The 12,797-nt window shown below is 62.9% G+C and carries 12 protein-coding genes; 7 read left to right on the forward strand and 5 right to left on the reverse strand.

Going from position 1 to position 12,797, the window contains the following annotated elements; translation table 11 throughout:
• Nucleotides 1-167 precede the first annotated feature (167 nt).
• The 4 genes from KVU_RS05585 (at nucleotide 168) to KVU_RS05600 (ending at nucleotide 3,581) form a co-directional block, all read left to right on the forward strand.
• Nucleotides 168-995, forward strand: coding sequence for a VOC family protein (locus tag KVU_RS05585; protein WP_013384365.1), 828 nt, complete (start codon nucleotides 168-170; stop codon nucleotides 993-995).
• Nucleotides 996-1,170: 175 nt separating this feature from the next.
• Complete coding sequence (locus tag KVU_RS05590; protein ID WP_236953048.1) at nucleotides 1,171-2,097, forward strand: methionine ABC transporter ATP-binding protein; 927 nt, start codon at nucleotides 1,171-1,173, stop codon at nucleotides 2,095-2,097.
• On the forward strand, nucleotides 2,090-2,758 hold the full coding sequence (locus KVU_RS05595; protein ID WP_013384367.1) for a methionine ABC transporter permease: 669 nt from the start codon (nucleotides 2,090-2,092) through the stop codon (nucleotides 2,756-2,758). Before KVU_RS05590 ends, KVU_RS05595 begins: the two co-directional genes overlap by 8 nt.
• Nucleotides 2,759-2,780: 22 nt before the next feature.
• Complete coding sequence (locus KVU_RS05600) at nucleotides 2,781-3,581, forward strand: MetQ/NlpA family ABC transporter substrate-binding protein (RefSeq protein WP_014537754.1); 801 nt, start codon at nucleotides 2,781-2,783, stop codon at nucleotides 3,579-3,581.
• A 114-nt stretch (nucleotides 3,582-3,695) separates the two neighbouring features.
• On the opposite strand, the gene KVU_RS05605 is transcribed toward KVU_RS05600, so the two are convergent.
• Nucleotides 3,696-4,874 carry an NHL repeat-containing protein gene (locus tag KVU_RS05605; RefSeq protein WP_013384369.1) on the reverse strand — a complete coding sequence of 393 codons (1,179 nt, stop codon included), beginning with the start codon at nucleotides 4,872-4,874 and terminating at the stop codon, nucleotides 3,696-3,698.
• 143 nt (nucleotides 4,875-5,017) lie between these two features.
• On the opposite strand from KVU_RS05605, the gene KVU_RS05610 reads away from it, so the two are divergent.
• Together KVU_RS05610 and KVU_RS05615 are read left to right on the forward strand one after the other, a co-directional pair.
• Nucleotides 5,018-5,941, forward strand: a complete 924-nt coding sequence (locus tag KVU_RS05610; protein WP_065739351.1) for a nucleoside hydrolase — start codon at nucleotides 5,018-5,020, stop codon at nucleotides 5,939-5,941.
• A complete protein-coding gene (locus KVU_RS05615; RefSeq protein WP_013384371.1) occupies nucleotides 5,938-7,701 on the forward strand; it encodes an adenine deaminase in 1,764 nt (587 codons plus the stop codon). The genes KVU_RS05610 and KVU_RS05615 overlap by 4 nt, the downstream gene beginning before the upstream one ends.
• Here the strand turns inward: KVU_RS05615 and KVU_RS05620 are convergent.
• A complete protein-coding gene (locus KVU_RS05620; RefSeq protein ID WP_013384372.1) occupies nucleotides 7,694-8,338 on the reverse strand; it encodes a phosphoribosyltransferase in 645 nt (214 codons plus the stop codon). The genes KVU_RS05615 and KVU_RS05620 overlap by 8 nt on opposite strands.
• A 63-nt stretch (nucleotides 8,339-8,401) precedes the next feature.
• Between KVU_RS05620 and KVU_RS05625 the strand changes: the two genes are divergently transcribed.
• Nucleotides 8,402-9,577, forward strand: a complete 1,176-nt coding sequence (locus KVU_RS05625; RefSeq protein WP_014537756.1) for an amidohydrolase — start codon at nucleotides 8,402-8,404, stop codon at nucleotides 9,575-9,577.
• On the opposite strand, the gene KVU_RS05630 is transcribed toward KVU_RS05625, so the two are convergent.
• Genes KVU_RS05630 through KVU_RS05640 form a run of 3 tightly spaced genes read right to left on the reverse strand, consistent with a single transcriptional unit; the run spans nucleotide 9,574 to nucleotide 12,796 of the window.
• Nucleotides 9,574-10,938: a M20/M25/M40 family metallo-hydrolase gene (locus KVU_RS05630; RefSeq protein WP_013384374.1), complete on the reverse strand. Its 1,365-nt coding sequence runs from the start codon at nucleotides 10,936-10,938 to the stop codon at nucleotides 9,574-9,576. The genes KVU_RS05625 and KVU_RS05630 overlap by 4 nt on opposite strands.
• A complete protein-coding gene (locus KVU_RS05635; RefSeq protein ID WP_013384375.1) occupies nucleotides 10,938-12,011 on the reverse strand; it encodes an ABC transporter ATP-binding protein in 1,074 nt (357 codons plus the stop codon). The genes KVU_RS05630 and KVU_RS05635 overlap by 1 nt, the downstream gene beginning before the upstream one ends.
• Nucleotides 12,008-12,796, reverse strand: a complete 789-nt coding sequence (locus KVU_RS05640; RefSeq protein WP_013384376.1) for an ABC transporter permease — start codon at nucleotides 12,794-12,796, stop codon at nucleotides 12,008-12,010. The genes KVU_RS05635 and KVU_RS05640 overlap by 4 nt, the downstream gene beginning before the upstream one ends.
• Nucleotide 12,797 lies beyond the last annotated feature (1 nt).

Genomic DNA, 12,797 nt, shown 5'->3' on the forward strand with positions numbered 1-12,797 from the left:
ATTTTATTCTCCAAACCATGCTGTTTTGGCGGGATTCACATCGCAGTAGAAAATTCACGCGTCTTTGGCGCGAAAATCGAAGACCAACCGCTAAAGCGGGCGGCGCGAAAACAGGGTTCCTTCCATTTACCGATCCGTGCAGCGCGCGGATGATACAGGCGCCATTCATGCATGAGGACGCCATGCCCCTTGACCAGATCCCCCTTGACCATGTTGTCGTGACAACCACCCGCGATCTTGATGATCTGCAGCATTTGTTCACGCGCCTTGGCTTCAACCTGACGCCACGCGGCTATCACACGCTGGGATCGGCCAATCATCTGGCGATCTTTAGCGACACCTACCTAGAACTGCTGGGACAGGGAAACGGGACGGCACGCACAGATTTGCTGTCCTTTGGCGATGGGTTGACGGGTGTCGCACTGCGCGCCGCTGATGCCACGCGCCTGCACAGCAGATTGCGCGATGCGGGCGGCGCGGTCAGTGAGACGCGGGATTTCTCGCGTCCCGTGGCCATTGCGCGCCGCGATGCCAGCTTTCGCACCTTTACCTATGAAGGCGCGGGCCTGGCGGGCGGGCGGCTGTTCTTTTGCCAGCATAATACGCCCGATCTGGTCTGGCGCGCCGATGACCAGACGCACCCCAATGGCGTCACCGATGTTCTAGAGGTCGTCGTGCTGGGCGATCCGGCGCAGCGTGATCCACTGGCGCTGATCCCCGGCACCGAACTGGATAGCGCGGATGCCCTGCGCGTGGGCGGCGCCAAGATCCGCTTTCAACAGGCCGCCGCCCTGCAAGACCGCTTTAAAACTGCCATCGTCGACGCGCCGCCCGCGCCATCGCTGTTCGGACTGGTGCTGGCAGTGCAGGATCTGGCCAAGGCACGTAAGCTTTTGGCGCAAAACGGCCTGATCGTCACCGACACGGACGAGGGCTTTGCCGTCTCGCCCGATCAGACCGGCAATGTGGCCCTGCTGTTCACGCAGCGCCCGTAAAACAAGGATCTTCTGCCTTACCCCACGGCGCAGAACCGAAATCTTCTCCGCGTGACTTGTTAATAAAACGCCGCTATCTATAGCAGTTTGTGTAAAAACACGCGGAAAAGAAAGGCGCTCGATGATCTCTATCTCGCACGTATCCAAGGCTTTCGCACGCAGGGACGGGCCTGTGGTGGCACTTGACGATGTGTCGCTGCACGTGGCGCAGGGCGATATCTATGGGATTATCGGCTATAGCGGCGCTGGCAAATCCACCCTGCTGCGCTTGATGAACGGGCTCGAGCATCCGGATCAGGGCACCGTCACCGTTGCAGACACGCTGATCTCGGCCGCGCCAGAGCGGGCCTTACGCGCGGTGCGGCCCAAGATCGGCATCATCTTTCAGCACTTCAATCTGCTGTGGTCGCGCACGGTCGCGGGAAACATCCGTCTTGCGATGCAGATCGCCGGCACCCCTCGCGCCCAGATCGAGGCCCGCACAGCAGAGTTGATCCGCCTTGTCGGCCTTGAGGGGCGCGCAGTTGCCTATCCGTCGCAACTGTCGGGCGGGCAAAAGCAGCGCGTCGGTATCGCCCGTGCACTGGCCAATAACCCTGATGTGCTGCTGTGCGACGAGGCAACCTCGGCGCTGGACCCAGAGACGACCGACCAGATCCTGGACCTACTGGCTCAGATCAACCGCGATTTCGGCCTGACCATCGCGCTGATCACGCATGAGATGCATGTGGTGCGCCGGATCTGCAACCATGTCGCGGTGATGGAAAACGGCCGCATTGTCGAGGCTGGCGCTGTATCCGACATCTTCGCCAATCCGCAAAGTGCCGTCACGCGCAGCCTGCTGCGTACCCTGCCCGATGACAGCGCAGACGCGCCGAACCGCTTGGTGCTGGTCTATCGCGGCGCTGTGGCATCCGAGCCGTTGCTGGCCGCCGCCATCCAAAAGCATGGCCTGCCCGTCACCATCCACGGCGGACGCACGAATAAACTGGCCGATGGCCCCTTGGGCGAATTGGTCATCAGCGTGGATGCCGCGCCTGAACAGATTGCTGCCTTTGTCACTGATCTGAACGCCGCCGGTATCGAGGTACATGATGTTTGAAACCCTCCTTCCCCGCGTCGATCCCGCCCGCCTGTGGCAAGCCACACTCGACACATTGTACATGACCGCCTTCGCGGGCGTGGCGACGATGCTGCTGGGTCTGATCCTTGGCGCGCTGCTGTTCCTGACCTCGCCCGGACAATTATGGGCCAACCGCGTGATCTATGGCGTCATTTCGGTCGTGGTGAATATTGCCCGCGCCATTCCGTTCATCATCCTGCTGGTGCTGCTGATCCCGTTCACCAAAACCGTGGTCGGCACGATCCTTGGCACCAATGCCGCGCTGCCCGCGCTGATCTTTGGCACCGCGCCATTCTATGCCCGCCTTGTCGAGATCGCCTTTCGCGAGGTGGATCGCGGCGTGATCGAGGCGACCCGTGCCATGGGCGGCGGCCTGCCCACCATCCTTTTGCGCGTCCTGATCCCCGAAAGCGCCCCGGCGCTGATTTCGGGCCTGACGGTCACGCTGATCGCGCTGGTCAGCTATACCGCGATGGCGGGCGTGATCGGTGCGGGGGGCCTCGGCCATTACGCCTATCTCGAAGGGTTCCAGCGCAACAACCAACAGGTCACCTTTGCCGCCACCGGCGTGATCCTGATCATCGTTTTCGCCATCCAGCTTGTCGGCGACCGCACCACGCGGCGTATCGACAAGCGGTAGTTTCAACAAACGGAGAAGCCCCATGTTGAAGACCATCCTGACCGCCACCGCCCTCTCGACCATCGCCATGGCCGCTAGCGCCGACACGTTGCGCATTGGTGCCTCGCCCGTGCCCCATGCCGAAATTCTGGAACAGGCAAAGCCCATTCTGGCCGAACAAGGCATTGATCTGGAAATCATCATTTTCCAGGACTACATCTTGCCGAACACCGCGCTGGCAGGCGGCGATATCGACGCCAACTATTTCCAGCACGTCCCCTATCTGACCTCGGTTCTGGCCGAGAACCCCGATTTCGACTTCGTCAACGCGGGCGATGTGCATATCGAGCCGATCGGCATCTATTCGCGCCGCTTTGAAAGCCTGCAGGACCTGCCCGAAGGCGGCCGCGTCATCTTGCGCGATTCCGTGGCCGAGGAAGGCCGCATCCTGTCGATCTTTCAGCGCGAAGGCGTCGTAGGCTTGCGCGAGGGCGTGGCCCCCGTCGATATCCGTATCTCGGACATCGTGGACAACCCAAAGAACCTGACTTTCCTGCCCGATATCGAAGCCGCCCTGCTGCCGCAGGTCTATTTCAATGACGAGGCCGATGCCGTCACGATCAACGCGAATTACGCGCTGGGCGCGGGCCTTGATCCGGTCGCAGATCCCATCGCGGTCGAGAGCGCAACCGACAACCCCTATGCCAACATCATCACCGTCCGTGCGGGCGATGAGACCCGCCCCGATATCCAGGCGCTGGTCGAGGTGCTGCATTCGGATGCGATCCGCACCTTTATCAATGAAAACTACAAAGGCGCGGTCATTCCGGTCGAGCTGCAATAATCAAGCGGCCCGGGGGCACCCCCCGGGCCTTTCAAGTCCCGCTGCCTTTGCTCTGGCGCAGCGCGCATAGGGACCGTTGGGACGCCAAAGATTTACGCGGCACAGCGCATCCGCCTAGAGCGGCGGCGGCACCATGCGGATCAGGCGATTGTACATACCCAGAACCGCTAGATCGCCATTGTTGTAAAAGGCAATCGCATTGGGCTGACCCAGCTGCATCTCGCGCCCCGCGGCTGTGGGCGCATAAATCTTGCGCACGCCGCCGGCATGGACCTGTTGCAGCGCGGACATCCACGGATCAGCATACCACAAGCTGCCATCAGGCGCGCCGGCAATCTGGCCCCAATAGGCCTGTTCGATCGCGATACGGCGCTGGAAAACACCGTTCGCGTTGAACTCAAAAATGCCGCAGCGCGGGTCCAGATCACCCGCAGCGGTGATGTCGATAAAGATGCTGCCCGCTGCATCGATCACGATGCTAGAGGCCCGCGGCGCATCCGCAATCATCGGATCGGCGGCCAGCGCCTGCGCCATCAGCCCCGTCAGGCGACGGCGCAGTTTCATATCGCGGCCAAAGATCAGCAGCTCGTCCGGGCCGGGCAGGCTTGAGGTGGCGCTATCGCGGGCGGCATCTTCCATCGTATAGGTCGCAAAGCCGCCGTCGGGCGTCGGGCAAGATCCGCTGCTGGCCACCCAGAAATCACGCTTTGGCTCGTCCACCGTCTCGAGGATCTGGCCATTCATGAGATCGAGGCGATGAAAGCGGTTCTGCGCATTCACGATAATATCGCCCGCCGCCAGCACCGCCATCAAACGGCCCTGCACCGGCATCGGAAAATGGGTCAAAAATGCGCCGTCCGGGGCGAAAATATAGAACCGTTCTTCGCTATCCATAACGACGGCGCGGTCTTGCGAATCAACCATCACGCTCTGCGCATCTGATCGGAACTGGCCGGGGGCCGCGCCCTCACCGCCGACATTAAAGACCGCGGTGCCGCGCAGGTGATCATCCGCCGCAGGACGACTGGCGCCCATTAGGAATTGCAGCGCCGCCCCAAATCCGATGATCCCGCCAGCGGCAAGACCAAGGCCCACCACCGCGCGCCGCGTCGGGCGGGTCGCCCGCGCGGGCTGCCCATCGGGAAAGCGATGTTCCAAGATCACATGCTGTTTGCTTTTTGCATCAACCACATATTCGCCGCCGCAATGGCTGCACTGACCAATCACATGGCCATCTGCGTTGGTTTGCAGCGACAGGCGTCCGCCGCAACTGGTGCATTTCAACTTGCGCATTCACTTTCCCTCATCCTTGCGCAGGTTTAGCCCGCCGCAAGCGGTGGGACAACATGGCCCCGCTTTTCCACCCACGCGGAATTGTGCCGATGCGCCAAGGGGCCTATAGGCTGGCTTTATTCGCCGCAGCAAAGGACCCCGCCATGCAACACATTTGGATCGACACCGATATGGGGTTTGACGACCTCGCCGCGATTGGACTGTGTCTGGCCGAGGGCGTGCAGGTCGACGCGCTGTCGATTGTGGCGGGAAATGTGGAACTGGATCGCGGCGTCGCCAATGCTTGCGCCAGCGCGGATGTATACGGCTGGACCATGCCGATCCATGCGGGCGCGGATGCACCGCTGAAAGGGCCGCTGCATACCGCCTCTTATGTGCTGGGCGATGACGGCATGCCAACCGCCGGTCGCCGCCTGCCCGCGCCAAAGACCCGCGACATTGGCACGGACGCGATTGCGGCGCTGGCCGATTGGATCGCAGCGGGCGGGCGCGAGGTTCTGGCCCTTGGGCCGCTGACGAATATCGCCCATCTGGTACAGCGCTATCCCGATCTGGCGCGCGGCCTGCGCGTCATCTGGATGGGCGGTGCCTTTGCGCGCGGCAACCACAGCGCGGTGGCCGAATTCAACGCCGCTGTCGATCCCGAGGCGATCAATGTGACCCTGCAAGGCGGTGTCGATCTGGTGATGGTGGGCCTGGAATGCTGCCGCGAGGTCTGCGTGACGCTGGACGATCTGACCGATTTGCGCGCGATCCCCGGCGAGGCCGCACAACTGCTGGCCGATATTTACGAGGGCTATATCCGCATTGCTGCCAATGGCACGCGACCTATGGCGCTGTATGATCCGGTCGCGGCGGCGCTGATCCTCGATCCCACCCTATGCGATCTGCAACATGTGCAGATGCACGCCGAAGAAGACGGCACCCATACGCGCGGCATGACCGTGATCGAGTGGCGCGCCCATAAATCGACCCCCAATATGCACGTGGCGGTGAACCCGCGTGCCGATCAGATCCGCGCGCGTTTCCACGCCGCACTGATCGCTATGGCAAAAGGTGCAGCATGATCCGCGAACCCCAAGATTTGAACGATGCCGCCCTGCGCGACCGCGCGGTTGACGCCGCGCTTGGCCGCGCGCCGTTCGACCTGCTGCTCGTCGGCGGCCAATTGGTCAATGTCGCGACCTCCGAGATTTATGCGGCGGACATCGGCATCATCGGCGGGCTGATCGCCTCGGTGCACGCCCCCGGCCTGCGGGGTGACGCCACCGAAGTCGTGGATTTGGCGGGGCAATTCATCGCCCCCGGCCTGATCGACACGCATATGCATATCGAAAGCTCGATGGTCACGCCGCGCCGCTATGCGCAGACGGTTGTGCCGCAGGGCACCACCACTGTCGTATGGGACCCCCATGAAGTCGGCAATGTCGCGGGCCTTGCGGGCGTCGATTGGGCGATCGCTGCGGCGCGCGGGCTTGATCTGCGGGTGCTGACCCTTGCGCCCAGCTGCGTGCCATCCGCCCCGGGGATCGAGCGTGCGGGCGCGACCTTTGATCCGCCTGAAATGCAGCAGATGCTGGCCAATCCCGATATCTATGGTGTGGCCGAGGTCATGGATATGCGCGGCGTGCTGACGCGGGCATCAAAGATGCGCGGGATTGTTGATGCGGGGCTCGCCTCGGGCAAGCTGGTCTGCGGCCATGGGCGCGGGCTGGTGGATGCCGAGCTGCAAGGCTTTGTCGCCGCTGGCATTTCATCCGATCACGAGATCACCGGCGCGGTGGATTTCCTACAAAAGATCCGCGCGGGCCTGACGATCGAGCTGCGCGGCTCGCATGATTATGTGCTGCCCGACGTCATTGCCGTGCTGAAAACGCTGCCGCATCTGCCGCAGACACTGACGATCTGCACGGATGACGTGTTCCCCGATGATCTGGCGGAAAAGGGCGGCATGAATGACGTGCTGCGCCGCCTTGTGGGCTATGGCATGGCACCCGTAGATGCACTACGCGCCGCGACGCTGAACGCGGCCATGCGCCTTGGGCGTGCCGATCTGGGCGCCATCGCCCCCGGTCGCCGCGCCGATATCGCGGTATTCAGGGATCTTAGCGATTTCCGCGCCAGCGTGGTGCTGGCGTCGGGCCGGATCGTGGCGCGGGACGGCGTGGCGCTGCGCGCGGAACACCCCGCTGCTGCCCTGCCCTTTGCCGATACGGTGAAGCTTGCCCCGCTGACCGCCGATGATTTCGAGATTCGCGCGGCTGGCGATCAGGTGCAGGTCAATACCGTGGTCAAGCCGCGCTTTACCGCCTGGGGCGAGGCCACGCTGCAGGTCGAGGAGGGCATTGTTCAAGTGCCCGCCGATCTGCTGCGCATGGCCGTTGTCCATCGTCACGGGTTGGCGGACCCCACGCCCATGGTGGGCCTGTTGCAAGAATGGGGCAGCTGGACGGGCGCGATTGCGACGACTATCGCGCATGACAGCCACAATCTGAACGTCTTTGGCGCCGATCCCGTCGATATGGCGGCGGCGGCCAATGCGCTGATCGCCTGCGGTGGCGGTATGGCCGTGGCCAAAGGCGGCAAGGTCATCGGCCTGTTGCCGCTGCCGGTCTGCGGGCTGCTGTCGGATACAGAGACCGCCGATGTCGGCGCGGCCCTTGCGGCCCTGCGCGATGCGGCGGATCAGGTGGCCGATTGGCTGCCGCCCCTGCGCACATTCAAGGCGCTCGTGGGGGCGTCGCTCGCCTGCAACCCCGGCCCGCATGTCACCGATATGGGCATTTGCGACGGCACTACAGGCGATATCCGCAAAACCGTCAGGTAACCTGCCAGCCAGCGGGCGTTTGCTGCAAGATGGGGGTGCTGAACGCCCCCATCACCGGCAGATCAAGACGGGCGCGCCACGCCTCGCCCTGCAACATCGCCGCCCCGACCGCGAGGGGCCGCACGCCCGCGATCTGCAGCAATTGCAGCACCGTCGCGATGGATGCGCCCGATGACAGCACATCATCCACCACCACCACGCGCCGACCTGCCAGCAGCGGCACCATACGCGGGTCGATATAGATCCTTTTGCCGCCGCCCGGCGTCGTGATGGAGGACAGCGGCAGCGATAGCGCCTCGTCATACCAGAATTTGCGCGAATATCCCAAAGGGACCAGACGGTTATGACCCAAACGCCGCGCGACAGCCTCGGCCAAAGGCAGGCCCAACGTCGGGACGGCGACCACCACATCGGGCTGCAAGGGGGCAAGCTGCGCGGCGACCGCATCCGCCAGCGCATCCAGCACCGCGAACGAGGCTTGGTTCAGGATAAGCGAGGCAACCCCGCGCCCATCAGGCAAAGTGCGGATCGGCAACAGGATCTGCTGCTGCCCCAAGGGCACCGCGAAAGTTTCCTGATCGGCCTGCACGCCGCCCGTCAAATCGGTGTAAAGCTGCTGCCAGACATCAATGCGCATCCGCGCTCTCCTTGCACTCGGGTTGGCCCTCATTAACATGCAAGGAAAGGAAAGGCCCATACCATGACAGCCCTTAAACCCCAGATGATTTCACCCGATACCCATGCCGATCTGACCGCGCTGCGCCGCGATCTGCATACCCACCCCGAGCTGGGGTTCGAAGAGCATCGCACGTCGAATATCGTCGCGCGCAGGCTGGAGGCTGCGGGGCTAGAGGTCACGCGCGGTTTGGGCGGCACTGGCGTCGTCGGCACCCTGCGCAAGGGTACCGGCAATCGCGCGATCTTGCTGCGCGCCGATATGGATGCGCTGGCGATGACGGAAGTGACCGGCCTGCCCTATGCCAGCCAAAGCCCCGGCAAGATGCATGCTTGCGGCCATGACGGCCATACGGTCATGCTGCTGGGCGCGGCCGAGGCAATGGCGCAGCGCGACTTTTCCGGCACCGTCCATTTCGTCTTTCAACCCGCCGAGGAAGGCCGCGGCGGCGGCGCGGCGATGGTGCGCGACGGGTTCTTTGACCGCTTTCCGGTCGATGCGGCTTACGGCCTTCATAATGCGGTCGATATGCCGCTGGGCCATATCGCGGCGGTTGAAGGCCCGCAGCTTGCCAGCTCGGACCGCTGGTGGGTCACCTTCCGCGGCATCGGCACGCATGGCGCAAAGCCGCATAACGGGCGCAGCGCGATGACGGCGGCGGGGCTGTTTCTGGCGCAGGTCCACAATATCGTCGCGCAAGAGGTGAACCCGCTGAAAACCGCCGTCATCAGCGCCTGCGCCATGCAGGCGGGCGATTTCGAAGCGCTGAACGTCGTTCCCGCCGAGGCCACCATCGGCGGCACCGCCCGCAGCTATGACGAGGGCGTCCGGACCTATCTGGAAGAGGCGATCGCTCGCCATGCGCAGGGCATTGCCGCCAGCCTCGGGATCGCGGTGGATGTCCGTTATACGCGCGGGATTTCTGCCGTGGTGAACGAAGCCGCCCCGACCGAGGTCGCCCGCCGCGCCATTACCCGCGCACTGGGCGAGGATGCGGTGATCACCGCGATTGATCCGGTGATGGCGGGCGATGATTTTTCGGAATTCGGGATGCGCGTGCCGGGCTGCTATGTGCATTTGGGCATGGGGCCAATGCGGCCGGGCGGCCAGCATCACGGCACCAATTATGACTTTAACGACGCCTGCATTCCGGCAGGCGTCGCATGGTGGTGTGCCGTGGTCGAGGAAGAGCTGCGTTAGACCTGTCCCAGCTTATCCATCACATTAACCCAGGACCGCATCCCTTTGTGAAAGCTCGACAAGTCATACTTTTCATTCGGCGAATGGATGCGGTTATCAAAGCGGGCAAAGCCCACCAGCAGCGCATCGACACCCAGGATGCCGTTCAGCGCACCAATGATCGGAATGGTGCCGCCGGTGCCGCAAGTGGTGGATCTGCCCCATTCCTGCGCAAGGCCGTCCAGCGCAGGCGCAAGGTAAGGGTTATCCGCAGACGCCGCCCAAGCAGGTGACAGGCCGTGATCGGTGAATTCCACCGTGCAATCGCCCGGCATCTGGGCGCGGATATGCGCTTGGAACGCGTCGCGGATTTTCACCGGGTCCTGCCCCGCCGCCAAGCGGAACGAGACTTTGGCATGTGCCTTTGCGGGGATCACGGTCTTGAAGCCGGGTTCGGTATAACCGCCCCAGATACCGTTCACTTCGCAGGTCGGGCGGGCCCAGATCTGTTCGATGACGGAATAATCCGCCTCGCCCGCCGGCACCGAACGGCCGACACCGCCAAGGAACGCCGTCGCGTCAAACGGCAGCGCGGCCCACTGGGCGCGGCGATCATCGGGCGGCATTTGCACATCGTCATAGAAACCGGCGATGGTGACCGAACCATCAGGCGCACGCAGGCTGGCCAGCGCTTGGGCCAGAACCGTCGCCGCATTGCCGAACATGCCCGAATGCAGATCGCGGTCGCCCGCTGTCACCGTCAACTCCTGCCCGACAAGGCCGCGCAGGCTGGTGGTGATCGCAGGCGTGTCGCTGCCCCACATATCGGTGTCGCAAACAAGGATCAGATCGCAGTCCAGCTCGTCCTTGGCGCTTTCCAAGAAACCCGCCAGCGAGGGCGAGCCGCTTTCCTCCTCGCCCTCGAACAGGAACGAGACGCGCAAGGGCAAGGCGCCTTTGACCTCGATATAGGCGCGGCAAGCCTCGACAAAGGTCATCAGCGCGCCTTTGTCGTCCGATGCGCCGCGCGCGACGATATGGGTCTCGTCCCCCGATTTGACCAGAACAGGTTCAAACGGGTCGCTGTTCCACAGATCCAGCGGATCGGCGGGCTGTACGTCGTAATGGCCATAGAACAGCACATGCGGCGCATCCGCAGGGCCCGGCAGATGACCCACGACCATCGGATGACCGGCGGTTTCGCGGACAGAGGCCTCGGCCCCCATCTCGCGCAGCGTGTTCACCAGCCATGCAGCGCAGCGCGCCACATCATCCGCATAGGCCGGATCGGTCGAAACCGACGGTATCCGGATCAGTTGGAACAGCGACTGCAGCCGCTGATCCAAAGTGGCGTCGATATGCGCCAGAACCTCTGCCGACATCAGCCTTCGACCGGCAGCAGGCAGCATTGATCGGCGTCAGGCACCAAAATGGCGGCGGTGCCAAGCTCATACGGCGCGGCCAGCGGGCCATTCGCGGTGATCTGACCGGCGGGCGTTGCGCATTGGTATTGATAGGCGCGGCCCAAATAGGTGCGCAGACCCAGCGTGACCGGCAGGCCGGTGCCAATGGGCTGGCCCACGGCGGGCGTGGCGATCAGACCTTCGGGACGCGTGGCCAGAATGAACTGCTTGCCGGGCACCGCAAAGCGGGCTTTGGGCAGGTCAACGATCATACCGCCTTCCGCCTCGGCACGGACGACAGTGCTGTCTTCGGACACGACGGTCATCTTCAGCAGGTTTTCAAAGCCTACGAATTTCGCGACAAAGGCGTTTGCAGGCTTGGAATACAGCACTTCGGGTGCATCCAGCTGCATGATCTGGCCCTTGTTCATGATCGCGACGCGATCCGAGATCGAGAAGGCCTCTTCCTGATCATGCGTCACATAGAGGGCGGTGGTGCCATTCGCCTGCTGCAGGCGGCGGATTTCGACCCGCATATCGACGCGCAGTTTCGCATCAAGGTTCGACAGCGGCTCATCGAACATCAGCAGCGGCGGCTGGATGACCAGCGCGCGCGCCAGCGCAACACGCTGACGCTGACCGCCCGACAGATTCGCGGGGTAACGGTCGGCAAAGCCGGTCAGGCCCACCAGCTCGACCATCTCATCGGCGCGGCGCTTACGCTCGGCCGCGGGGATGCCGCGCTGTTTCAGGCCAAAGGCGACGTTGTCGCGCACCGAGAGGTGCGGGAACAGGGCATAGGTCTGGAACACCAGCCCGATATCGCGCGCATGGGCCGGCAGACGCGTCAGGTCACGCTCGCCCAGTTTGATCGTGCCGCCGCTGGGTTCCAGGAAACCAGCCACAAGGCGCAGGGTTGTCGTTTTGCCACAGCCCGAGGCGCCAAGCAGCGAGACAAGCTCGCCCTCTTTGACGTGCAGGGACAGATCCTCCAGCACCTTGGTGGTGCCGTAGTGGGCGGAGATGCGGTCTAGGGTCAGGGATACGGTCATTTTGTCAGGAATGTCAGGCCAAGGGTGCGTTCGACAAGTGCCATGACAATGACGGTGACGAACATCAACAATACGGAAACCGAAGCAATGGTCGGGTCGAAGAACTGTTCCATATGCGCAAGCAATTGGATCGGCAGCGTCGACACGCCAGGCCCCGTCAGGAAGATCGAGACAGAGACATCATTCAGCGACGTGATGAACGCCAGAATGAAACCTGCAATGATTCCCGCGCGAATGTTAGGGAGAACGACGGTGAAAAAGGATTTCCAGCGCGGGCTACCAAGGCTGACGGCTGCTTCTTCGATCGAAAAGTCGAAACTGTTCAGCGAGGCGCCGACGACGCGCACGCAATAGGGCAGCACGATCAGCGCATGGGCCAGCACCAGCACGGTCATCAGCGGCACATTTGCCCCGATGGCGACCGATTTCATCAGCGAAAAGCCCAGCACGATCTCGGGGATGAGGATCGGCAGCACATAGATATTGCCAAGGAATTTCGGGATCTGCACACGGTAACGCGCCAGCGCATAGGCCGCCGGAATACCGATCAACATCGAGATACCGGTGCCGACGATCGCCAGCGTGAACGAGGTGATCGCCGTGCGCCGGAAGGCAGAGATATCAAAGGCGTTCTGGAACCAATGCAGCGTGAACCCCTGCGGCGGGAAGGTCAGATAGGTCGTATCCGACACCGCCGCGCCAAGGATGATGATCAGCGGCGCGAGCAGGAAGATAAACACGATCACCGTGAAAGCGATCAGAAGCGGATGGACTTTTTGTGTCATA

Origin of the sequence: Ketogulonicigenium vulgare WSH-001 (assembly GCF_000223375.1) — a bacterium.
GTDB classification, from domain to species: Bacteria; Pseudomonadota; Alphaproteobacteria; order Rhodobacterales; family Rhodobacteraceae; genus Ketogulonicigenium; species Ketogulonicigenium vulgare.

Coding starts and splice junctions, on each gene's coding strand:
- KVU_RS05615 (WP_013384371.1), top strand. CDS start 5,938: ATGATCCGCGAACCCCAAGATTTGAACGATGCCGCCCTGCGCGACCGC.
- KVU_RS05585 (WP_013384365.1), top strand. CDS start 168: ATGCATGAGGACGCCATGCCCCTTGACCAGATCCCCCTTGACCATGTT.
- KVU_RS05610 (WP_065739351.1), top strand. CDS start 5,018: ATGCAACACATTTGGATCGACACCGATATGGGGTTTGACGACCTCGCC.
- KVU_RS05640 (WP_013384376.1), bottom strand. CDS start 12,796: ATGACACAAAAAGTCCATCCGCTTCTGATCGCTTTCACGGTGATCGTG.
- KVU_RS05635 (WP_013384375.1), bottom strand. CDS start 12,011: ATGACCGTATCCCTGACCCTAGACCGCATCTCCGCCCACTACGGCACC.
- KVU_RS05605 (WP_013384369.1), bottom strand. CDS start 4,874: ATGCGCAAGTTGAAATGCACCAGTTGCGGCGGACGCCTGTCGCTGCAA.
- KVU_RS05625 (WP_014537756.1), top strand. CDS start 8,402: ATGACAGCCCTTAAACCCCAGATGATTTCACCCGATACCCATGCCGAT.
- KVU_RS05630 (WP_013384374.1), bottom strand. CDS start 10,938: ATGTCGGCAGAGGTTCTGGCGCATATCGACGCCACTTTGGATCAGCGG.
- KVU_RS05595 (WP_013384367.1), top strand. CDS start 2,090: ATGTTTGAAACCCTCCTTCCCCGCGTCGATCCCGCCCGCCTGTGGCAA.
- KVU_RS05620 (WP_013384372.1), bottom strand. CDS start 8,338: ATGCGCATTGATGTCTGGCAGCAGCTTTACACCGATTTGACGGGCGGC.
- KVU_RS05600 (WP_014537754.1), top strand. CDS start 2,781: ATGTTGAAGACCATCCTGACCGCCACCGCCCTCTCGACCATCGCCATG.